This is a genomic window from Gordonia hankookensis, assembly GCF_014673215.1.
In the GTDB taxonomy this organism is placed as follows: Bacteria; Actinomycetota; Actinomycetes; order Mycobacteriales; family Mycobacteriaceae; genus Gordonia; species Gordonia hankookensis.
Genome location: NZ_JACWMS010000001.1, coordinates 190,660 through 212,039 on the forward strand (window position 1 = coordinate 190,660; position 21,380 = coordinate 212,039).

Sequence of the window (21,380 nt, forward strand, 5' to 3'; positions counted from 1 at the left end):
AGCCGTCAGAACGCCTGGGCCTGAGCCCGCCGGATGACCTCACGAGCCGAATGTGTGTGCAGCGCATCGGCCGGACACATACCGAGGTCGTCCTGGACAGCGAACAGCCACTCCATCGCCTCGTCGCGGGTGTAGCCGCCGTCGAAGAGAACCTCGACGAGCCCGGTGAAGTGCTTGACGATCCCGAACTCGTCGAAGAACACCCCCGGAATGGCCGGCTGTCCCCCGCGCGACACGGCGAGCAGTTGATGGTCGTGGATCAGGGTGCGCACGCGGCCGGCGGACACTCCCAGCCGACGGGCCGCGTCGTCGATCGTCAGCGTGTCGAGATCGGGCGGGAGACTGTCTTCGGACAGCGGTAGCGAACCCACATCGCCGAGCGTACCGGCTCCGGGTTCGCCGCCCAACGACGCCGGCCGGATTCGTTGGGCGAATGCACCGTGCACCGGACCTGCGCTCGTCCGAGCCCGAGTCGATACACCGCCCGTGTGATGGCGCCCGGTAGATTCGGCGACGTGAAACCTCCCGCCGACTCACTCCTGGGCGCGTCCCTCGAGGGCCGCTACCGGATCGACGCGCCGATCGCGCGCGGCGGGATGTCGGCGGTCTACCTCGGCGTCGACCTGCGCCTCGGCCGATCGGTGGCGATCAAGGTGATGGATGCGCGCTACAGCGGTGATCCGCAGTTCCTGCGCCGGTTCGAGTTCGAGGCGCGGGCGGTCGCCGGGTTGAAACACCCCGGGCTGGTGGCCGTGTACGACCAGGGCATCGACGACGGCATCGCCTTCCTCGTGATGGAACTCGTCGAAGGTGGCAGCCTCCGGGAGCTCCTGCGCGAACGCGGTCCGATGCCGCCCCATGCGGTCAGTGCCGTGGCCGACCCGGTGCTCGGCGGGCTCGGTACCGCACATGCGGCCGGACTCGTCCACCGCGACGTCAAGCCGGAGAATGTGCTCATCTCCGACGCAGGCGAGGTGAAGGTCGCCGATTTCGGGCTGGTCCGCGCCGTCGCCGAAGCGGGCGTCACCTCTGCCAGTGTCATCCTCGGCACGGCGGCCTACCTGTCCCCCGAGCAGGTCGAGGCCGGGGACGCCGACGCCCGCAGCGACGTCTACTCAATGGGCGTCATGATGTTCGAATTACTCACCGGCCGAACACCTTTCCGGGGCGACACGCCACTGGCACTGGCCTACCAGCGGCTCAGCTATGACGTGCCTGCGCCGGGTGACGTGGTGGACGGCGTACCGGAGGAGTTCGACGAGATCGTGCTGCGCGCGACCGAGCGCGATCCCGCCGAGCGATACGCGGACGGATATGACATGCGTCGGGCACTGCTGGCCGCCGCCGACGAACTGGACCTTCCGTCCTTCACGGTCCCCGCCCCGCGCCGGTCGGCCGAACGCGACACCATGGCACGGTTTCGGGCCGATCGCGCACAGCCGCAGGTCCCCGCGCCCCCGGGTCCCAACCCCACCAGGGTGCAGTCGGGGCCCGCGACCCCACCTCCGGTCGCCGCGCCGACACCGCGACCCGATCGCGAGCCCGCCGCGGCGAGGACGACGCGCCCGGAGTCCCGATTCGACGAGCAGCCGGAACCGGACCACAACGGGCCCGTGCGGGCGCTGATCTGGACCACCTTCGTGCTGCTGCTGGCCGTCGCGGTCGGTGCCGTCGGATGGTGGGTGGGACAGACCTACCTGAGCTGAGCACGCCCACCGGCCCCGCAGGCACCCGTCAGCCGCGCAACATCTCCGCGACGAGGAATGCGAGCTCCAGCGACTGCTGGGTGTTCAGGCGAGGATCGCAGGCCGTCTCGTATCGCCCGGCGAGGTCGAGATCGGAGATGTCCTGTGCGCCACCGAGACATTCGGTGACGTCTTCGCCGGTCAGCTCGATGTGAACGCCACCGGGATGGGTGCCCAGCGCGTGGTGCACCTCGAAGAAGCCCTGCACCTCGTCGACGATGCGATCGAAGTGCCGCGTCTTGTAGCCGGTCGAGGCCTCGTGGGTGTTGCCGTGCATCGGGTCGGACTGCCAGATGACCTTGTGCCCGGTCGCCTCGACCGCGGACACGATGGCGGGCAACACCTCCCGCACCTTGTTGTTGCCCATCCGGGCCACCAGTGTCAGCCGGCCGGGGCGGTTGTGCGGGTCGAGTCGTTCGACGTATTCGACGGCCTGCTCGGGCGTCGTGGTCGGACCGATCTTGACCCCGATCGGGTTGTCGATGAGCTCGGCGAACGCGATGTGCGCGCCGTCGAGCTGCCGGGTCCGCTCACCGATCCAGAGGAAGTGCGCGGACAGGTCATAGAGCACCTTGTCGCCGGCGCCGGTCGGATCGTCGGCCAGACGCAGCATCGCGCGCTCGTAGTCGATGACGAGTGCCTCGTGGGAGGCGAAGATGGACGCCGATTCCAGATTCGTGTCGGTCACGCCACACGCGTCCATGAACCGCAGGCCGCGGTCGATCTCGGCGGCGAGCGCCTCGTAGCGGGCCCCCGCCGGGGAGGTTCGCACGAACTCCCGGTTCCACAGGTGCACGCGGCGCAGATCCGCCTCCGAACCCGTCAGCGCGCGAACGAGATTCATCGCGGCGGCCGCATTGGCGTACGCGCGGACCAGTCGCGACGGGTCATGCCTGCGCGTGGTCTCGTCGGCCGGGAAACCGTTGACCATGTCGCCGCGGTACGACGGCAGGCCGAGCGCATCGGTGTCCGACGACCGCGGCTTGGCGTACTGGCCTGCGATCCGGGCCACCTTGACCACCGGCATGCTGGCGCCGTAGGTGAGCACCACCGCCATCTGCAGCAGCGTGCGGATGTTGCCCTTGATGTGCGGCTCGGTGTTGTCGACGAAGGTCTCGGCGCAGTCACCACCCTGGAGCAGGAAGGCACGCCCCTCGGCGACGTCGGCGAGTTGTGCCCGGAGATCCCGGACCTCGGCAGGCATACAGATCGGCGGCACGCTCTCGAGGACCGTGCGCATCTTGCGCGCCTCTTCGGCGGGCCAGCTCGGCTGCTGCAGCGCCGGACGCGCCATCGCATCGTCGAACCGGTTCTGCAGGTCGCCGGGCAGGGGCGGCAGCTCCGGGAGCTCTGCGATCGGAACGTCTACGGTCCAGTTCGTCACCACGGCTACAGGGTAGTTGAGCCGGTCGCGTACCAGGTGGGCGGGGAGCCCGGCCGGCGATGCCGCTCCGGGCAGGCAGGTGGGCGGCGATCAGGGTCGCGACTTCTCGATCGCCTGCCACCGACGCCAGTTGTGCCGGGCATCGGTGAGCGCGTCGTGGGCGTCCCTCGGCGACGGCGGGAGCGCCGGTTTGCCCGCGGCCTCCCAGTGCTGTCGCAGCTCCCGGGTGAAGCGCGGCATCGGGCGCGGAAGCGCCGTCATCGGGCCCCACAGCTGGCAGAGCACCACATGGTCGTAGGCACCGACCCACGCCCACAATTCGACGTCGTCACCATCGGCGGTCAGGAACGCGAGCAACTCGTCGCGGATCTGCCGACGGCTGCGCCACGAGGGCGATGCCGGGGACGGTAGCTTGGGCAATACGTTGGTCCGAACCCAGTCACCGGCCCGGCCCGGATCGAACTCGGTGGACACCGCGTAGAATTCACGTCCGTCCTCGGCGACGACACCGATCGAGATGAGCTCGATGGTGGTGCCGTCCTCGATAAACTCCGAGTCGTAGAAGAACCGCATACCCACCAGTATTCACACCACGTGGAGCAGAGAACCGCCGAGACCATGACTTATCTGTCCGCGGCCGACACCAGGCTGCATCGATGGGCGCCGTCGAACGGTGCGCGCACCGCGATCGCCGTGGTGTTCCTGGCATCGGTCACCCTGCAGATCGTCGGCATTCCCTTCACATCGAGTTTCGGGACCCGCACCCGCATCGACCTGGACGTCTACCGCCTGGGCGGGCAGATCTGGCAACACGGCCAGAGTCTCTACGCCGACGGATCCATGCCTTTCACCAGTGACGGAATCTGGTTGCCGTTCACCTATCCCCCGTTCGCCGCTCTCGGCTTCATGCCCCTCGGCGCCATCACGCTCGGGCTGGCCGGGCTGTTGATCTCGGTGATCACGGTCGCCCTGACGGTGGTGATCCTGCACATCGTGCTGAGGATGCTCTCGGTGGGCAATCCGGAGAACAGATGGTGGATCGCACTGCTGCTGACCGCCGGGGTCATCTGGCTCAACCCGCTGTGGATGACCCTCGGCTTCGGTCAGATCAACATCATCCTGATGGCGATGATCATCGTCGACATCTTCGTCGTCGGCCGGGGCCGCGCCGCTGCCACCGGACCGTTCCGCGGAATCCTGACCGGTCTGGCATCTGCGATCAAGTTGACCCCGCTGGTGTTCGTCGCGGTCTACCTGCTGACGCGGCAATGGCGCGCGGCGCTCGTCACGGTCGCTACCTTCGTGGGCGCCGCCGCCCTCGCATGGATCTGGCTGCCCGCCGACTCGCACGGCTACTGGACACACACGCTCTTCCACACCGCCCGCATCGGCGACCCAGCAGGCCGGATCAACCAGAATCTCAATGCGATGTGGATTCGTCTCGTGCCGCAATCGGAGTCGGCCGAGCAGCTCATGTGGGTCGCCAGTTCACTCGTGGTGACCGTCCTCGCACTCGTCGCGGCACGATCATGCCGGCCGATCGCAGCCTTCGGAGCATGTCGGCGTCCCGACGGCGGTGACCCGTCGGCACGGGTCGCGGCGGTCCTGACGGTCTCGGTGGTCGCGCTCTGGGGCCTGCTCGTGTCGCCGACGTCGTGGGCCCACCACTGGGTGTGGGCGATCCCGACCATCCTGACCGCCGCGGTGGTGGCCGCCCGCGACACGGATCGACGCGTCCGGATCGGCTACAGCACGGTGGCCGCGACGGGCGTGGTGATCTTCGCGCTCGGCCCGTTCCAGTTCTTGTCGCCCGAGGTCCGCGAGTGGTCGATCATCGATCACCTGATCGGGAACTCCTACACGCTCTGGGGGCTCGCCGTCCTGATCATCGTGTGGCTGCTGCCTCCGCAGATCACCGGCGAGGGAACCACACACGCGCATCCCCAACTCGCGGACGCACACGTTCGCTGAGACGGCCGGGTACCGGGACACCCAACGCCCGCGACGACGGCGTCGTCGCGGGCGCATCGGTCAGAGTGGGACGCCGGTCAGGCCGCCGACGCCGAGACGGCCTCGGGCGGTTTCGGCTTGGCGTCCTTGAGGGAGGCCGCGTAGATGTCGACGTACTGCTGGCCGGTCAGCTGCATCAGCTCGTACATGATCTCGTCGGTGATCGCGCGCTCGATGAACCGGTTGCCCTGCATCCCCTCGTAGCGCGCGAAATTCAACGGCTTGCCGATCTTGACGACGATGCGCGCCGGGCGCGGGATGAGCGACCCGGGCGGGTTGAGCTTCTCGGTGTTGATCATCGCGACAGGGATCACCGGCACACCGGTGTCGAGCGCGACCCGCGCGAGACCCGTCTTGCCCTTGTACAGCCGACCGTCCGGAGACCGGGTGCCCTCCGGGTACATCCCCATCAACTCACCGGTCTCGAGCTGCCGGCGCGCGGCGGTCAATGCGCCTGCGGCCGCTTCCGCACCGGATCGATCGATGGGGATCTGGCCGACCGCCGAGAAGAACCAGCGCTGGAAGGCGCCCTTGGGACCGGTGCCGGTGAAATACTCGCTCTTCGCCAGGAAATAGATCCGGCGCCGCACCATCAGGGGCAGATAGAAACTGTCCATGACGGCCAGGTGGTTGCTCGCCAGGATCGCCGGGCCACGGGCCGGAATGTTCTCGAGTCCTTCGACCGTCGGCCGGCCGATGAGGCGGAGAAACGGTCCAAGCAATACGTATTTGAACGTGTAGTACCACATCGAAGACTCCGAACCTCGCCCATCGTCACCGCCTCAGACCTTACTCGCAGAAACGATACACATCCTCAGGTTCGGCTGCGTACCGTCTCCCCGGCCTGCGCCCTGATGGCTTGTCGCGCAACTTCTGCCGCGCCCACCACGCCGGCGCTCTCGCCGAGCTGGGTGCCGCGGATGCGGGCGAGCTGCCGATGACCGGCACCCGTCACCAACCGTGCGTAGTGCTCACGCGCTTCGTCGAGGAACAGTCCCGACGCCGCGCCGACGCCGCCGGCGAGCACGATGAGATCCGGGTCGAAGATGTCCGCGATCATCGCCAGCCCCTGCCCCAGGGATGCGGCGAACAGGGCGAAGGCCGCCAGCGCGACGGCATCCCCGTCCGCGGCCGCACCCGCCACCCGGCGGCCGGTCAGTGAGCCGGGATCGGCGGCCACGTCCGCCGCCAGTTGACTGCGTCCCCAGTCGCCGTCGGCGAGCAACTCGACCACGGTGTCCACCAGAGCGGTACCGCTGCAATACCTTTCCCAGCATCCGAGCTTCCCGCAGGAGCACACCCGACCGTCCGGGACCACCGTCAGGTGCCCGAGCTCCGGCGCCACGCCGAAGCTGCCGCGATAGATCTCACCGTCGAGCAGCAGGCCGGCCCCGATGCCGGTCCCGATGGCGAGCACCAGCGAATTCTTGCCACGCGCGGCTGCCCCGAAACGCCATTCCGCGACCGCCGCGGCATTCGCGTCGTGTTCGGCGAACACCGGTATGCCGATCCGGGCGGTCATGTCCTCGGCGACCGCGGCCTCCCGCCACGGGAGGTGCGGTGCGAATCGCACCACCCTGCGATCAGGTGTGAGGAATCCGGCGATGGCCAGTCCGACCGCCTTGGCGGCCCACCGGGAGGTGAGTTCACCGACCAGCCGGTCGAGGCAGTGTTCGAGCGCACTCGTCGTCGGCGGCGTCGCCGCCCGCAGGGTGTCCAGCATCGCACCGTGGTCGTCGACCACCGAGGCGCGCACACTCGTGCCACCGATGTCGATGCCGATGGTCAAGTCCCCCATCAGATCTCGCTCTCCGGGTCGGGCCGGTGCACCTTCGCCGACCGGTCGACGACGTCGATGCGGACCGCGATCGGCTGATAGGGCTGGGCCGAGTCACCGGTGTTCGACGCCGGGGTGGATCGTAGCGCGTTCGCCATCGCCTCGAGGACGGCGATCAGGGCGGCGATCAGGCGGGCCAGCAGATCTCCGAGCTCGGTGAGCAGCGTGGTGATGTCGCCGGTGAGGTCGGCGAACGTACCGGCATCCGCGGACACCCCGGCGGTCGCCGTGGCGTGCTGTCCGGTGGCCCGTCCTCCGGTGCCGCCGAACAGGGCCGCGAGCTGATCGATCTGGGCCGCGACGCCGAGGAGAAAGTCCCGCACCGGGTCACCCGTGGCGCCACGGGCTTGGCCTGCGACGTTGTCGTCGTCGGGTCCGGTGGTGTCGTCCGAGGTCATGTGGGCAGCTCTCCTGTCCGGGTCCGGCAGTAGTGTACGCGACACCACCGCCACGTCGCGGTGCGGCGGATGTGCGCCGATGTCAGCGGCCCTGCGGCCACAGCGCCGGGTCCGGCATGAACCGGACCGTCAGATCGGTTCCGTCCCACGCCGCGTCGACGACGACGCACCGCCGCAGCACCGAGGGTAGGCGCACCGGATGCCGGAACCCGCCGACCGTCACCAGCAGATCGTCGCCGGATCGCCCGAGCTGCAGGGCGTCGGGATCGGGAAGTCGCTGACGCCAGGTCAGTTCGTACACACGCGAGGTACCGGCCCCGGTATCGGCGGCCTCGGTGACCTGCGCCGCACCCGACCCGGACGGCCGGCCGTTCGGCACCGGGAGGCCGACTCCGAGCTTGCGCAGTCGGGCGGCCCGGTCGATCGGTAGGTCCAGACACGGCAACTCAGTGACCTCGACGCCTGGATCGCCGCCCTGGGCGACGGCGCGCAACCGGTCCATCCGTGCGTCATGATCGGCATCCTCACGGCCTGCTCCGACACCCTGGTTGATCACCACCGATCGCAGCGCGAGACCCATCACATCGACGGTGGCCAGCAGGTGCGGAAGTGCTCGCTCGCCGCGATCGTCCGCCCCGACGACGACATGCATCGCCACCGTGTGCGGATCGGTCACGAGTTCGGTGACATCGACGCAGTCGCGGTCGATTTCGTCGACAGCCGCGGTCAGCTGGGCCATCACCGGACGCTCGGCCGCTGCCGCGAGCCGACGATGCCTGGGCCACAACCGATTCAGCGCCTGACTCAGCAACGACGACGCCCTCAGGAACTCGAACGGGTCGCCGAGCCCGGACGCGTCGACCACGATCCGGCGCCACTGGCCGCTCACGGCTTCGTCCCGGATTCGGCGCATCACCAGGAAGTCCTCGACGCCCGGCAGGGTCGAGAGCTCGGCGCCGTCGATGTCCGACACCGCGCCGACTCCCGGCAACGCCACCTTCGATCGGGCCATCGTCTCCGACAGCACGGTGGTGAACTCCGTCCAGGTCCGTTCCAGGAGCGCCAGGCGGTCGAGCGAGAGCAGGTGCAATCGGGTGGACACCGCGACCGGTTCGTCGGGCTGCCGGAACACTCCCAGGAGGTCGGCGGTCGGCGAGCACCTGTCGACGGTGACCAGCAGGGTGTCGCGGTCGGGAGCCGTGACCGCACGGGCGCCTCCGGGTCCGCGGGTCCCGGACCGGCTCAGGGCGCCCGAGGTCGCGGTCACCGAGACCCCGGCACCACCCGGCCCGATCACCACATGGATGGGCGTGAGATCGATCAGCCTTCGACCCTCTTCTTCAGATCGTTCAGTGCCGCCTCGGTGATCGCCTTCTCCGCCCGGCGTTTCAGCTGCCCGATCATCGGCACCAACAGGTCGACCATCAATTCGTAGGTGACCTTCGTGGAACCCGGGACCTGCTGCGCGAGAACGTATCGGCCGCGCTGATCGCGCTGCAGGTCGCTGCTCACCAGTCGCCACGAGACCGCCCGACCGTCGGCCTCCCACTCGTAGGAGAGCACGTAGGTGTCCTGCAACACCCCGGCGTCGAGCACGAATCGCACCTCGCTGGGCCGATTGCCCGCGCCGTACTCGGTCACCTGGACCTCACGCGCGGCCGACACCCACTCGGGATAGTGCTCGAAGTCGGCGATCACCGCCATGATGTCGTCGGGATCGGCGTTGATCACGATGGAACGCTCGGTGTGTTCGGCCATCAGAGGGCCACCCGGTCGTCGCCGATCGCCGGACCGCCCACCCAGCGGCCGGACTCGAGGCGATCCTTCACCTCGAACGACATCACCTTGCCCGCCGCACGGCGATCACGGTTCGCGTCCGCGAGGTACGACCCTCGGGCCCGCCCTTCGGCAGGCAGACCGGCCGTGGGCTCCGCGTGCAGGAAGTAGTGCAGCACGAACCCGTCCATCACCGGCTGACACCAGATCTCCATGGTGCCTGCCAGCGGGCCGTCCACACGCCAACGCACCCCCTGCGCCCCCCGCTCCTCGGTCACGGTCAGGCGGAGGTCGGGCCACCACCGGCGCCAGTTGGCCCGGTCCCCGACCACCTCCGTCACCGACGACGGTGCGGCGGCGATGAAGGTCTCATCGGCCACCTGAATGCTCGTCACGTTCACTAGCTTCACATACTCCACCGACGGCGGGACAGCGACCTCGTCAGACGGGCTCGGCGAACGTGCCCCCGGTCACGTCGGGCACAGCGATACGATCGGTGAGGAGAAGCTGCATGCGAAAGGTACCTCGATGAGTGAGTTCAGCGTTCCCGCACGATTTTCTGTCCCCGAGAACGCCGACTGTACCGACATCATCTTCGGTATCGCCGAGCGAGAGCCCGACAAAACGGTGTTCCGCCGCAAAGAGGGCCCACAGTGGGTGCCGGTCCGCGCAGGCGACGCCGCCACCCAGATCACCGCCCTGGCCAAGGGCCTCATCGCCGAGGGCATCGGCCCGGGCGACCGCGTCGCGATCCTCTCCCGTACCCGGCCCGAGTGGACGCTGATCGATTTCGCCATCTGGTCGGCCGGGGCGGTGCCCGTGCCGATCTACGACTCGTCGTCGGGACCGCAGATCGAATGGATCATGCGGGACTCCGGAGCCGTCGCGATCGTGCTCGAGGATGCCGGCCACCGGGCCATCTTCGACGGGATCGAGAACCTCCCGGGCGTCAAGGTCTTCCAGATCGACGGCGCGGACGGAGAGACCGGGGCCATCGCCGCCCTCGAGGCCGCCGGAGCCGACCTCCACGACGACGAGGTGACCAAGCGACGTGCGACGGTCGCCGCCGCCGACCCGGCCACCCTGATCTACACCTCGGGCACGACGGGGCGCCCCAAGGGCTGCATGCTCAGCCACAGCAACCTGCTCTCGGAGACCTACGGGGTGCTCGAGGGCAACATGCGCACGCTGCTCGGCCCCGACAAGCGGCTGCTGATGTTCCTCCCGATGGCGCACGTACTCGCACGGGCCATCAATCTGGTCGCGCTCGAGGCGGGCGTGGAGATCGGCTACACCAGCGACATCCCGAACCTGGTGCCGGAGTTCGCCGTGTTCAAACCCTCACTGATCCTCTCCGTCCCACGAGTCTTCGAGAAGGTCTACAACAGCGCTCGGCAAAAGGCACACGACGAGGGCAAGGGACGCATCTTCGACGCCGCTGCAGACGCGGCCGTCGAATACTCGCAGGCGCTCGAACGGGGCGGCCCCGGGCTGGTCCTCAAGGCCAAGCACGCGGTGTTCGACAAACTGGTCTACGGCAAGCTGCGGGCGGCACTCGGCGGCGAGTGTGAGCTCGCCATCTCGGGCGGCGCACCACTCGGGGCCCGACTCGGACACTTCTTCTCCGGAATCGGCATCCCGGTCTACGAGGGCTACGGCCTCACCGAGACGACCGCGGCCTTCAGCGTGAACACACCTGGCCAGGTGCGGGTCGGGACTGTCGGAAAACCGTTGGCCGGCAACAGCGTACGGATCGCCGAAGACGGCGAGGTGATGCTCAAGGGCGGTGTCGTGTTCGGTGGCTATTGGCAGAATCCGGACGCCACCGCCAGCGCGATCGAGGACGGCTGGTTCCACACCGGCGACCTCGGGAACGTCGACGGTGACGGATTCCTCACGATCACCGGCCGGAAGAAGGAACTCATCGTCACCGCCGGCGGCAAGAACGTGTCCCCCGCCGGCCTCGAGGATGTCATCCGATCCAGCGCGCTCGTCTCGCAGGCGCTCGTCATCGGCGATGCGAAACCCTTCATCGCCGCACTGATCACGATCGATCCGGAAGCGTTCCCCGCGTGGAAGGATCGCCACCACAAGCCCGCGTCCGCGAGCGTCGCCGACCTGGCGGGCGACGACGACCTGCGGGCCGAGGTCCAGGCAGCCGTCGACGATGCGAACAAGACCGTCTCGCACGCGGAGGCGATCAAGAAGTTCCGCATCCTCCCAGACGATTTCACCGAGGAGACCGGGGAGATGACCCCGACCCTGAAGGTGAAGCGAAACGTGGTGGTCCAGAAGTTCGCCGACGACATCGACGCGATCTACACCCGCTGAGGCCCCCGGAGGCTCAGAGCAGCTGACGAAGTCGAGCCGCGATCGACCGCCACTCCCAGGTGTCGACGGCGTGCTCGCGCCCCCGGACGCCCATCTCGGACGCGGTCGCCGGGTCCGCCAGAATCGCGGTGATCGCGAACGCGACCGCGTCGACATCGGTGCCGTCGACGACGGTCCCGGTGACGCCCTCCACGACCGTCTCAGGCGCCCCGCCCGACTGGCCTGCGACAACCGGGACCCCGGTCGCCGACGCCTCGAGGTAGACGATGCCGAGTCCCTCGACATCCAAACCGCGTCCCCGTGTCCGCGCCGGCATCGCGAACACATCGGCGATGGTGTGATAGGCGGGCAGGTCCGCCGAGGGCACCGAACCGGTGAACACCACGTGCTCGCCCATCCCGTTCTGCGCCACCAATTCGCGCAGGGTCTGCGCGTAGGGTCCCCCGCCCACGATGACCAGCGCCACGTCGCCGATCTCCCGCCGGATCAACGGCAGTGCGCGGATCAACACGTCCTGCCCCTTACGCGGCACCAGCCGGGACAGGCAGAGCACCGTCAGACGCTCACCGAGCCCGAGCTGTTCCCGAATCCTCTGACGCGCCCGCGGGTCAGGCGCGAACCGGCCGGTGTCGACGCCGGGCGGCAGATACTCCAGGGCGGCCCGTGCGCCGAACGCCGACGCGAACCGTCCGCGCGTGTAGCGACTCACGAAGGTGACGACATCGACGTTGCGGCCGATGAAGGTCAGCACCTGGCGCGCGACGGGCAGCATCGACCATCCGACCTCGTGACCGTGGGTGCTCGCGACGACCCGTTCGGCACCGGCCCGCCGCATCGCCGGAGCGAGGACCGCCAACGGCGCGGCAGCGCCGAACCAGACCGTCGAGATGCCGTGGGTCCGGATGATCTTCGAGGCTCGGCGGGCGACGAACGGAGTGGGCAGCATGAGCGTGGTGGGATGCCGCACCACCGTGTAGGGAACCGTCGCGTCGAACTCCTCGTGGCCACGCCACCGCGGTGCGTAGACCACCACCTCGTCCGGCGGCAGGCGATCGACAAGGTTCTGCAGATATGACTGGATGCCCCCGGGTCGGGGCGGGAAGTCGTTGGTGATCAACAGGGTCCGGCGCATCAGTCGACCTGTTGGTTCAGCCATCGCCGCCACGAGGCGACGAACTCGGCACGCGACATCCCCAGAACCCTACGGATCGCGACGTCCTGCCGCTTCACGTCGTCGGTACCGGCGACGCCCACGTAGAGCTCCTTGAGCTTCTCCTCACCGAAACGGGCGGCCACGAATGCCGACACCGACCACGCCGCCTGGTAGGCCACGAGTGCCTGATCCGAATCCACTGCGAACTCCCGGTCGGTCGGCAGCGCCGTCGGACCCTCACCGGCCCGTACGGCAGCTGCCAGATCGGGCGCAGCGTCCTCGAGCCGGACATAGGTGTCCTTGCGTCCGACGTACTCCGGAACGCCTTCGGTGATCCACAACGGAGCGCCCGGCGACGTCACCACGCGCGCGGCCACGTGCGTCAGTTCGTGCCGCAGCACCACTGCAAGCGCGGGCTCCGCGAGTTCGCCCGCGTTCGGGGTGAGGATGATGCGTTGTCCGGCTGCCGAATGCGCGCCGGTGTCGATCCGACTGAACACGGTGGCCGCCGCCGCGCCTGCGATGTCGGTCGACGCGCTCTGGGCCAGATCCCTGAACTCCGACGGCCGGCCGGTCGCCACCACCGCCGCCCGTCGCGGCCAGTCGGAGCCCCAGAAATCGGTGACGGCGGCCGTCGCGCCCGGCAGTAGCCGGCGAACGCGGTCGACCACGGTCTCCGTGCCGGGGTAGGACGCGACCACCGATTCCCCACCGGCGGTCGCGACGTCATCGGCCGCGACGTCAGGGAGTTCCCACAGCTGGGTGGGCATGGCGGCGGCCCCGATTGCCGAGGCATCGCCGACGATCTTCCAGGCATCCCCGTACCGCGCCATCACGAACTGGGACGAGACCACCACCTCGGGCTCGTCGAGCCCCGGCTTGGTTGCACCGCCAAGCGCGTAGTGCAGTTCCACCGGCGCCACCCAGGAGTCCGAACTCCCTTGGGCGTCGAGCCGCGCCTGCAAGTCGGCGGGCACCAGCGTCTCGGCCTCCTCGGTGGGCGCCAGGACATAGCGAAGGTCCTTCAACTGCAAGGCTTCTCCGCGGTCCGGCGGCGGCACCGACGCCGACGGGGTCGCGGACGGGGCATCGGCGGAGGGCGATTCCGGTCGCGGCGTCGATGTGAGGTCGAGAGCGGGCGACGACGTCGGGCTCGACGATCGACTCCCGGGTCCGGCGCCGGCGAGATTGGCGATCGACGTCTCGATCCGGGCGCGGAAGGCAGGCGACGCCGAAGCGTCGAGGAGATCGGTGACGCGGGCACTGTCGCCGGCAAGCAAACCCTTGCCGAGAGCGTCCAGGGCGGCCTGCACCCCCGCCGACCGCTGTTCCTCATAGACATTGGTCGGGGTGGTCGACGAACTGCCACCCGATTCGGTCGTGGGTGCGACGTCCTGTCCGCACCCGCTCAGCACCGTCGCGACCACGAGCGCCGACCCGGCGAGGGTCAGCAACTTCCGCCGGCGCCGCGCACCCGCAGCGATCATCCGGACGCGCCCCTCACGGCACGCCACTCAGTACCGGCGAGCCGCGCTGAACGGTCCCGCCTCGTCGATCGGCACGACCTTCACGGGAACACCGAACGTGGATGCGTGGATCACGTATCCGTCGCCCACATACATGCCGACATGGTGGGCGTCCGAGTAATAGATGATGAGATCACCAGGGCGCAGGTCATTGCGATCGACCGCCTGCCCGGAACTGTTCTGCGCCTCGCTGGAACGCGGCAGCGTCTTGCCCGCCTGCTCGTAGGCCCACACCATGAGGCCCGAGCAGTCGAACGAATCGGGTCCGGTGGCCCCCCACACGTACGGATCACCGATCCGGCTCAGCGCGGCCTGCACCGCGACGAGCGCGGCAGACGTCCCCTTCGGCACGAACCGCGGATCGAAATCGAACTTCGGGCCACGCAGAGCTGCCAGCTGCTTACCGGTCATGGATTCGTACACCGCACGGATCTGCACCGCCTGCAGTTGCAGATTGGCCTGCTTCGCCTGCAGCTCACCACGTGTCTTCTCGGCCGAGGCCACCGCAGCGGTCGCCTCGGTCGCGGTCTTGTCCGCGGAGGCCTTCGCCGCCAGCGTGTTCCGGCGAGCGTCCTTGAGGCCCTTGAGATCGGTGGCCGCCTGGCGCGAGATGAGTTCCAGACCCGACATCTGGTCGAGCAACGACTGGGGCGAATCGCTCACCAGCACGGCGTACAGACGATTGACCCGGGCGCCCTTGTAACTCGCACGGACGACGGAGTCGACCCGGCCCTGATAGCTCTCGAGACGCTTCTGCGTCACGACGAGTGTGCGGTCGGCGTCGGTCGACGCCTTCTTCGAGTCGGCCACGATGCGTCGCTGCTTGTCGTACTCGATCTGCGCGTTGTGCATCGCCTCCGCCGACTTCTCGGCGTCGTCGCTGAGCTTCTTGTATTGGCTGAGCAGCTCATTCGGCGACCGGACCGGCGTCGCCGAGGCGTCACCGGCGCCCACCGTCGAAGCGAATTGGCCGGAGGACACCACCAGCGCCATCACCGCGGCGACGAGAATCACTGGCACGGACCGCGCCCGTGCGGTCCACCATCCGGAAACCACGGTTATCACTTCTCCTCCGCCACTGTCCCCCCGATCACGTGCCCTGACGGCGATCCGGATGGACCGTTCCTGCCAGGCCAGGTGAGTTGTTTGGGCGGATCACGCATGCCACGTGATCCGCCCAAACGAGTTCACATCCTCATCGGTGGCCGACGCTCAGTAGCGCCGGATTCCGGTCACCGACCAGTTGGAGACCTTGTCCTTCTTGACCGGCACCCCGGCGGTCGACGCATGGACGAAGGTTCCGTTGCCGATGTACATGCCTGCGTGGCCGCCACCGTCGAAGATCAGCACGTCGCCGGGCTTGGCGGCTGCGATCGACGCCACCGGCGTACCGCCACCGAGCTGCCCGTAGCTGTCGCGCGGGATGGTCTTGCCTGCCTGCTTGTACGAGTAGTAGACGAGACCCGAGCAGTCGAAGGCGTTCGGGCCGGCCGAACCGTAGACGTACGGCGCCCCGATCTTGCTCTCCGCGACCCGCACGGCCTTCTGAGCCGCCGTCGGCTTCGCACCCAGGAAGCCGCCGTCGTCGCCCTTGGGCTTGAACTGCTGCGGGATCTGGTTGTCGTTCAGACCGGGCACGGTGAAGGTACCGAGGTTCGGAACGGAGACACTCGCACCGGGCGACTGGGCCGCGGGGGTGGCCGGAGCGGACTTGGGGGCAGGTGCCGCCTTCTGCTCCTGGAATTGCTGGGGGACCTGCTTGGTATCGACCCCAGGAAGTTCGAATGTGCCGACATTGGGCACGTGGATCGGCGCTGCGAGCGCCGGTCCCGCGACAGCGGCGAGCGAGCCGACGGTGATCGACCCTGCAACCACCGCGCGCTTGGCTACCTTGGTGCCGCGGTTGGGCTGTTCCAAACGATGTTTCGCCACGAAGCGATTTCTCCTTGCTCTCCCTTCGACCGCCGACCGAGTTAGCTGTCGGGTTCGGGCCGGAAGAATGGCCCTACACACGTGTCGCGACGACGTCGAAAACGTCGCCGGGCATGCGCGATTCACCCCGATTCGGATCACTCCGAAAACTGATGGTTCCCCGGTTCGCCTGTGGCGATTGAGCGGTGACCGATCCAGACCACTCCTGTTGGAGCGGGACGCTCTGCAAAGGTCTCGGAAAGGTTACGAAATCCGATGCGGGTCTGTCCACCGACCCTTTCCGGCCCGAATCGGAGCGAGTGCTCAACCAGCGCGCAGAATCCGGAGTTGCCGGCCGGAAACCATGCCCCCATCTGCAGTTTTGCCATTTCTTGCAGATACTGCAGCGGCACTGGAGACCATTGCAGCGGCCTCGAAGACACCGATCGCGGCGTCGATGTCGGCGTCTCCCGGCACCCCCGATCTCGTAACCTTTCCTCCACCTTCGACAGTGGGGTTTTCGCAGTTGGGGGCGTCGAACAACACCTGCATCATGCAGCCGTCGCAGGCGACGGGACGACCCGGGCAGGACTGGCAGTCGATGTACATGTGTGATCTCCATCTCAATCGCGTGCTGTGGGTATGTCGACAGGCCGAAATCGCTTGACTCGGCACCGTGCGCCACACGTGATGGACACTAGGGACGGCCACCGACAGATCCGGCCCGATCACCGGTCGAACCCAATTTTCCCGCCTGTCACATCAGAATCTGTCGTAACGTCGAACTAATGTTCGGTGCGTGGTGCTCAGGGGGCAGACAGGCGGCGGACAACTCACCTTCGCCGATCTGGACGACAACGGCGACGACGGATTCCGGCCCGATCGCTCGCTCTTCGAGACCACGCTCGTCGTCGTGGACCTCGAGACCACCGGGGGTAGTCCGACCGACGACGGGATCACCGAGATCGGCGCCGTGAAGATCCGCGGCGGTGAGGTCATCGGAGAGTTCGCGACGCTGGTGGATCCCGGGCTGCCCATCCCCCCGCAGATCGTGACACTCACCGGCATCACCGAGGCGATGGTCAGCGACGCGCCGATGATCGGTGCGGTGCTGCCCTCGTTCGTGGAGTTCGCCCGCGGCTCGATCCTGGTGGCACACAACGCCCGATTCGACATGGGTTTCCTCCGGCAGAACGCGGCGCGACTGGGGATCGACTGGCCGTTCACCGCCAGCCTGTGCACGGTGACCATGGCTCGTCGCATCCTGACGCGCGATGAGGCCCCCACCGTCCGGCTGTCGGCTCTCGCCGATCTCTTCGACGTCTCGACGCGGCCGACCCACCGCGCCCTCGACGATGCGCGCGCGACGGTCGAGGTGTTCCATCACCTCCTCGAACGGGTGGGCAACCAGGGCGTCGACACCTACCGCGAACTGACCGCCTATCTACCGCGATCGAATCCGCGGTTGCGCGCCAAACGCACCCTGGCGCGGGACCTGCCGTCGCGGCCCGGTGTCTATCTCTTCCGCGGTCCGTCGGAGGAGGTGCTGTACGTGGGCACCGCCGTCGACCTCCGGCGCCGGGTCATGTCGTACTTCACCGGCAGCGACCCCCGCCGACGCATCGGCGAGATGGTGAATCTGGCCACCCGGATCGACCACGTCGAGTGTGCGCACGCCCTCGAGGCCGGCGTGCGTGAGCTGCGGCTTCTGGCCGCGCATGCGCCCGCGTACAACCGGCGGTCGACCCAACCGCACCGCGGTTGGTGGATCGTGCTGACCGGCGAACGATTCCCGCGACTGAAGGTCTCGCGGACCCCCACCGACGACGCCATCGGCCCGATCGGCAACCGCACGACCGCGGCGACGATCGCCGACATGATCAGCCGGTCAGCCGGATTGCGAAGCTGCACAACGCGACTGGGGTCGGCATCACACCACTGGTGCCGATCCGAGGCCGCGGGCGGGCCGCGCATCGGAGGGTGTCACGCGGCGTCGGACCGCCCGCTGACCCTCCCCGACTATCTCCCACGGGCCTCTGCCGTGCGCGACCTGATGGCAGGCGATTGCGACCATCTGCTGACCGACCTCACCGATCGGCTGATCCGACTCGCCGATGCGCAGATGTTCGAAAGTGCTGCCCGACAACGGGACCGGGTGTCCGCGACAATCGACTCCCTGGCCCGCTGCCAACGACTCGCAGCGCTGTGCACGATCAGCGAACTCGTCGTGGCCCGCCCCGATCCCGATCGGGGGTGGGAGATCGCGGTCATCCGGCACGGTCGGCTCGCCAGTGCCGGGGTCGCGCGCCGGGGCATCGCCCCGATGGCCGTCGTCGAGACCTTGACCGCATCCGCCGAGACCGTCGTCGCGACCGACGGGCCGTTGCTCGGAGCCCCACCAGAAGAGGCCGGGCTGCTCTATCGTTGGGTCACCGACCCCGGCGCCCGGATCGTCTCCACGACGGAGCCGTTCGCCCTACCTGCGGCGAGCGCCGAGCGGTGGTTGCCGTGGTCGCAGACCGCGCATGCAGCACGCGAGGCGCCTCGGCGCGCAGGGTGACGGCCCCTCGTCAGGTACCCACACACGCGCCACCCCGCCGATCAGCGCATGATGTGCACGGTCGGCGAGGTCGAGGAGCACTACTGTGGCACCCATGATCACCGCCATCGTCCTGATTCACGCCGACGTCCATCAGATCCCGGAGACCGCGCAGGCCGTGGCCGACATCCCGGGCGTCTCGGAGGTCTACTCATGCGCCGGTGACGTCGATCTGATCGCGAAGATCAAGGTGCGCGACCACGAGCAGATCGCCGACGTCGTGACCGGGAAGATCAACAGGCTGCCGGGGGTCACCCACAGTGCGACCCACATCGCATTCCGCAGCTATTCCAGTTCCGACGTCGAGGGCGGCTTCTCCATCGGCGAGGAGTGAGCTAGTCCGCGGCAGCGGCCAACTCGCCGGTCAGCTGACCCCAGCGGTCGAGCAACCGGGTCGCGTCGCCGCTGTCGAGCACCGCGGCGGCCCGCTCGGTGGCGGCACCCATGGCATCGGTCAGTTCGGCCGTGGTCATCGCCGACCCCTGCTCGAAGGCGACGATCGCGCCCGCCGCGTTGAGGAGCACCGCATCGCGCACCGGCCCGCGCTCCCCGGCGAAGAGCCCGCGGGCGATCGCCGCATTGGCGGTCGCGTCACCGCCTTGCAGCGCCGAGAGTTTCACCCGTCCGATGCCGAGGTCGGCCGGATCGAGCGTGAGTCGATGTACCGCACGGTCGACCACCTGCCACACGGTCGAGGTCGTCGTGGTGGTCAGTTCGTCGAGCCCGTCGTCGCCGCGGACGACGAGCACCGAACTCCCCCGATCAGCGAAGGCCTGCGCGAGGACCGGGGCCAGATCGACAAAGGCACACCCGATCAGCCCGCTCCGCGGCCCCGCCGGGTTGGTGAGCGGACCGAGCACGTTGAACACCGTCGGGATGCCGATCTGGCTACGCGGCGGGCCGGTGAACCGGAATGCTGGATGAAAGACCGGGGCGAAGCAGAACCCGATGCCGAGCTCGTCGACGCAGCGCGCGACGTCGGCGGCGCCGAGCGAGATGTTGATGCCGAGCGCCTCGAGGACGTCGGCACCGCCGCTCTTCGACGAGGCCGCCCGGTTCCCGTGCTTCACCACCGGAATCCCGGCGGCGGCGATGACGATCGACGTCATCGTGGAGATGTTGACGGTGTGCGAGCGGTCGCCCCCGGTGCCGACGACGTCGACCGCGGGACGCGGAATGTCGACGAGGGTGGCGTGATCGAGCATGGCGGCCGCCAGACCGCGCAGTTCGTCCGGGGCCGCGCCTTTCATCTTCACGCCCACACCGAACGCGGCGATCTGGGCTCCGGTCGCCGCGTCGCTCATGATCTCGTTCATCGCCCAGGCCGCCTCGTCGACGGTCAGGTCGATCCCGTCGGTGACGCGGCCCAGGATCTGCGGCCAGGTGAGGGACGTCGACGTGGTGCGGGAAGGCTCTGTGCTCACGGTGCAAAGGGTAGTGCGCGGCCGCTCATCGGCGCGCCTGCGGTCGTTGGAGTACCTGCCATCGGAGCACGGAGCCGCCGTGCCGGGCGCCGAGCCCGGCCATCCGCGACCGTTCCTGGGAAAGATGCATGGCGTCGAGCGTCTGCCGGCGCCCGAGCACCACGACGACGGTGCCGTCTATGCCACCGCCGTCGGCCCGCCCCAGAGCGTCGTCGAGCCGTTCGTATCCGTCGAGCGCGGCCGTCGCGACGGCGTCGTCCACTCTCGACACAGGTACCCGCAGAATGTGTCGCAACACCACGTCCTCGCCCGGCCGCCACGCGGACTCGTCGAGCACCGCCGAGCTCGCCGCGGTCTCGTCGTCGGACTCGGCCACGACGATCAGATCGGCGTCGTCGACACCCAGCGGCACACCACCGGAACCGCGCCCCGACAACCGCTGTCGTATCCGTTCCCAGCGGCCCGCATCCACCGGGTGTCCATTCAGATCCCAGCCGGCCGAAACCGATGGCCGAGAGGTGTTCCGATCGCCGTCCACGCACCCAGCAAACCACGTCCTGGGACACGCCGACGAGGGGCTTCACGGTGTCCCCACCAGGGTCGGGAGAAATAGTTCCGCCAATTTGGTGACCCAAGTGGTCACGGCTTACTACGAACCGTCATACTTCCTTTTGTGACTAGCGCTGTAGGTACCTCAGGAACAGCCATCACCTCGCGCGTGCACTCGCTGAACCGGCCCAACATGGTCAGCGTCGGCACGATCGTGTGGCTGTCCAGTGAGCTCATGTTCTTCGCTGGACTTTTTGCGATGTACTTCGTCGCGCGCGCCAACTCGTCGATCGGTTGGCCGCCCGAACCCACGGAGTTGAACCTCACACTCGCGATCCCGGTGACGACCGTCCTGATCCTGTCGTCGGTGACCTGCCAGATGGGTGTGTTCGCCGCCGAACGAGGTGACGTCTTCGGGCTTCGTCGGTGGTACATCCTGACGTTCCTGATGGGCGCCTTCTTCGTCTGCGGCCAGGGGTACGAGTACTACCACCTGGTCCACGAGGGCACCACGATCTCGTCGAGCTCGTACGGCTCCGTCTTCTACATGGCGACCGGATTCCACGGTCTGCACGTCATCGGCGGACTCGTCGCCTTCATCTTCCTGCTGATCCGCACCAAACTGTCGAAGTTCACGCCTGCCCAGGCCACCGCGGCCATCGTGGTGTCCTACTACTGGCACTTCGTCGACATCGTCTGGATCGGCCTCTTCGTCACCATCTACTTCATCAGGTAGC

Annotated in this window: 22 protein-coding genes and 1 riboswitch; of the genes, 6 read left to right on the forward strand and 16 right to left on the reverse strand. The window is 68.2% G+C overall.

What is annotated here, in order from left to right; translation table 11 throughout:
• Positions 1 to 5 precede the first annotated feature (5 nt).
• A complete protein-coding gene (locus IDF66_RS00855; RefSeq protein WP_164309410.1) occupies positions 6 to 371 on the reverse strand; it encodes an Rv2175c family DNA-binding protein in 366 nt (121 codons plus the stop codon).
• Between the two features lie 144 nt (positions 372 to 515).
• Between IDF66_RS00855 and IDF66_RS00860 the strand changes: the two genes are divergently transcribed.
• Positions 516 to 1,706: a protein kinase domain-containing protein gene (locus IDF66_RS00860; protein ID WP_190265428.1), complete on the forward strand. Its 1,191-nt coding sequence runs from the start codon at positions 516 to 518 to the stop codon at positions 1,704 to 1,706.
• A 28-nt stretch (positions 1,707 to 1,734) separates the two neighbouring features.
• Here IDF66_RS00860 and IDF66_RS00865 read toward each other — a convergent pair whose 3' ends face one another.
• Together IDF66_RS00865 and IDF66_RS00870 are read right to left on the reverse strand one after the other, a co-directional pair.
• Complete coding sequence (locus IDF66_RS00865) at positions 1,735 to 3,129, reverse strand: class II 3-deoxy-7-phosphoheptulonate synthase (protein WP_164309409.1); 1,395 nt, start codon at positions 3,127 to 3,129, stop codon at positions 1,735 to 1,737.
• Between the two features lie 90 nt (positions 3,130 to 3,219).
• On the reverse strand, positions 3,220 to 3,702 hold the full coding sequence (locus IDF66_RS00870; protein WP_164309265.1) for a polyadenylate-specific 3'-exoribonuclease AS: 483 nt from the start codon (positions 3,700 to 3,702) through the stop codon (positions 3,220 to 3,222).
• 45 nt (positions 3,703 to 3,747) lie between these two features.
• Here IDF66_RS00870 and IDF66_RS00875 point away from each other — a divergent pair, with 45 nt between their 5' ends.
• A complete protein-coding gene (locus IDF66_RS00875) occupies positions 3,748 to 5,100 on the forward strand; it encodes a glycosyltransferase 87 family protein (RefSeq protein WP_190266236.1) in 1,353 nt (450 codons plus the stop codon).
• 77 nt (positions 5,101 to 5,177) lie between these two features.
• Here the strand turns inward: IDF66_RS00875 and IDF66_RS00880 are convergent, their stop codons facing one another.
• The 6 genes from IDF66_RS00880 to IDF66_RS00905 all read right to left on the reverse strand — a co-directional run bounded on the left by IDF66_RS00880 (position 5,178) and on the right by IDF66_RS00905 (position 9,560).
• Positions 5,178 to 5,888 carry a lysophospholipid acyltransferase family protein gene (locus IDF66_RS00880; RefSeq protein ID WP_190265429.1) on the reverse strand — a complete coding sequence of 237 codons (711 nt, stop codon included), beginning with the start codon at positions 5,886 to 5,888 and terminating at the stop codon, positions 5,178 to 5,180.
• Positions 5,889 to 5,953: 65 nt separating this feature from the next.
• Positions 5,954 to 6,937: an ROK family protein gene (locus IDF66_RS00885; protein ID WP_190265430.1), complete on the reverse strand. Its 984-nt coding sequence runs from the start codon at positions 6,935 to 6,937 to the stop codon at positions 5,954 to 5,956.
• On the reverse strand, positions 6,937 to 7,374 hold the full coding sequence (locus tag IDF66_RS00890) for a hypothetical protein (protein WP_190265431.1): 438 nt from the start codon (positions 7,372 to 7,374) through the stop codon (positions 6,937 to 6,939). Before IDF66_RS00890 ends, IDF66_RS00885 begins: the two co-directional genes overlap by 1 nt.
• Before the next feature lie 82 nt (positions 7,375 to 7,456).
• Positions 7,457 to 8,674, reverse strand: coding sequence for an ArsA family ATPase (locus IDF66_RS00895; RefSeq protein ID WP_190265432.1), 1,218 nt, complete (start codon positions 8,672 to 8,674; stop codon positions 7,457 to 7,459).
• Positions 8,675 to 8,694: 20 nt separating this feature from the next.
• Positions 8,695 to 9,132: an SRPBCC family protein gene (locus IDF66_RS00900; RefSeq protein ID WP_164309260.1), complete on the reverse strand. Its 438-nt coding sequence runs from the start codon at positions 9,130 to 9,132 to the stop codon at positions 8,695 to 8,697.
• Positions 9,132 to 9,560, reverse strand: a complete 429-nt coding sequence (locus IDF66_RS00905) for a hypothetical protein (RefSeq protein ID WP_190265433.1) — start codon at positions 9,558 to 9,560, stop codon at positions 9,132 to 9,134. The genes IDF66_RS00900 and IDF66_RS00905 overlap by 1 nt, the downstream gene beginning before the upstream one ends.
• A 118-nt stretch (positions 9,561 to 9,678) precedes the next feature.
• Between IDF66_RS00905 and IDF66_RS00910 the strand changes: the two genes are divergently transcribed.
• On the forward strand, positions 9,679 to 11,481 hold the full coding sequence (locus IDF66_RS00910) for an AMP-dependent synthetase/ligase (RefSeq protein ID WP_190265434.1): 1,803 nt from the start codon (positions 9,679 to 9,681) through the stop codon (positions 11,479 to 11,481).
• A 13-nt stretch (positions 11,482 to 11,494) separates the two neighbouring features.
• On the opposite strand, the gene IDF66_RS00915 is transcribed toward IDF66_RS00910, so the two are convergent.
• The 5 genes from IDF66_RS00915 to IDF66_RS00935 form a co-directional block, all read right to left on the reverse strand.
• Entirely contained in the window at positions 11,495 to 12,613 is a 1,119-nt protein-coding gene (locus IDF66_RS00915) for a glycosyltransferase family 4 protein (protein ID WP_190266237.1), read from the reverse strand.
• Positions 12,613 to 14,121, reverse strand: coding sequence for a hypothetical protein (locus IDF66_RS00920; RefSeq protein WP_164309257.1), 1,509 nt, complete (start codon positions 14,119 to 14,121; stop codon positions 12,613 to 12,615). The genes IDF66_RS00915 and IDF66_RS00920 overlap by 1 nt, the downstream gene beginning before the upstream one ends.
• 27 nt (positions 14,122 to 14,148) lie before the next feature.
• Complete coding sequence (locus IDF66_RS00925) at positions 14,149 to 15,153, reverse strand: C40 family peptidase (RefSeq protein ID WP_164309406.1); 1,005 nt, start codon at positions 15,151 to 15,153, stop codon at positions 14,149 to 14,151.
• Between the two features lie 219 nt (positions 15,154 to 15,372).
• Positions 15,373 to 16,092 (reverse strand): C40 family peptidase, encoded by a 720-nt coding sequence (locus IDF66_RS00930; RefSeq protein ID WP_164309256.1) that lies wholly within the window; start codon positions 16,090 to 16,092, stop codon positions 15,373 to 15,375.
• Positions 16,093 to 16,106: 14 nt separating this feature from the next.
• Positions 16,107 to 16,287: riboswitch (cyclic di-AMP (ydaO/yuaA leader) on the reverse strand.
• A gap of 108 nt (positions 16,288 to 16,395) precedes the next feature.
• On the reverse strand, positions 16,396 to 16,680 hold the full coding sequence (locus IDF66_RS00935) for a hypothetical protein (protein ID WP_190265435.1): 285 nt from the start codon (positions 16,678 to 16,680) through the stop codon (positions 16,396 to 16,398).
• Positions 16,681 to 16,870: 190 nt separating this feature from the next.
• Here IDF66_RS00935 and IDF66_RS00940 point away from each other — a divergent pair, with 190 nt between their 5' ends.
• Both IDF66_RS00940 and IDF66_RS00945 read left to right on the forward strand, forming a co-directional pair.
• On the forward strand, positions 16,871 to 18,631 hold the full coding sequence (locus IDF66_RS00940) for a DEDD exonuclease domain-containing protein (protein ID WP_190265436.1): 1,761 nt from the start codon (positions 16,871 to 16,873) through the stop codon (positions 18,629 to 18,631).
• 94 nt (positions 18,632 to 18,725) lie between these two features.
• Complete coding sequence (locus IDF66_RS00945) at positions 18,726 to 19,004, forward strand: Lrp/AsnC family transcriptional regulator (RefSeq protein WP_164309253.1); 279 nt, start codon at positions 18,726 to 18,728, stop codon at positions 19,002 to 19,004.
• A 1-nt stretch (position 19,005) separates the two neighbouring features.
• Here the strand turns inward: IDF66_RS00945 and trpD are convergent, their stop codons facing one another.
• Together trpD and IDF66_RS00955 are read right to left on the reverse strand one after the other, a co-directional pair.
• Complete coding sequence (gene trpD, locus IDF66_RS00950; protein ID WP_190265437.1) at positions 19,006 to 20,094, reverse strand: anthranilate phosphoribosyltransferase; 1,089 nt, start codon at positions 20,092 to 20,094, stop codon at positions 19,006 to 19,008.
• Positions 20,095 to 20,119: 25 nt separating this feature from the next.
• Positions 20,120 to 20,566: a hypothetical protein gene (locus IDF66_RS00955; protein ID WP_317628540.1), complete on the reverse strand. Its 447-nt coding sequence runs from the start codon at positions 20,564 to 20,566 to the stop codon at positions 20,120 to 20,122.
• A gap of 201 nt (positions 20,567 to 20,767) precedes the next feature.
• Between IDF66_RS00955 and ctaE the strand changes: the two genes are divergently transcribed.
• On the forward strand, positions 20,768 to 21,379 hold the full coding sequence (gene ctaE / locus IDF66_RS00960) for an aa3-type cytochrome oxidase subunit III (RefSeq protein ID WP_190265438.1): 612 nt from the start codon (positions 20,768 to 20,770) through the stop codon (positions 21,377 to 21,379).
• The last annotated feature ends 1 nt before the right edge of the window (position 21,380 follow it).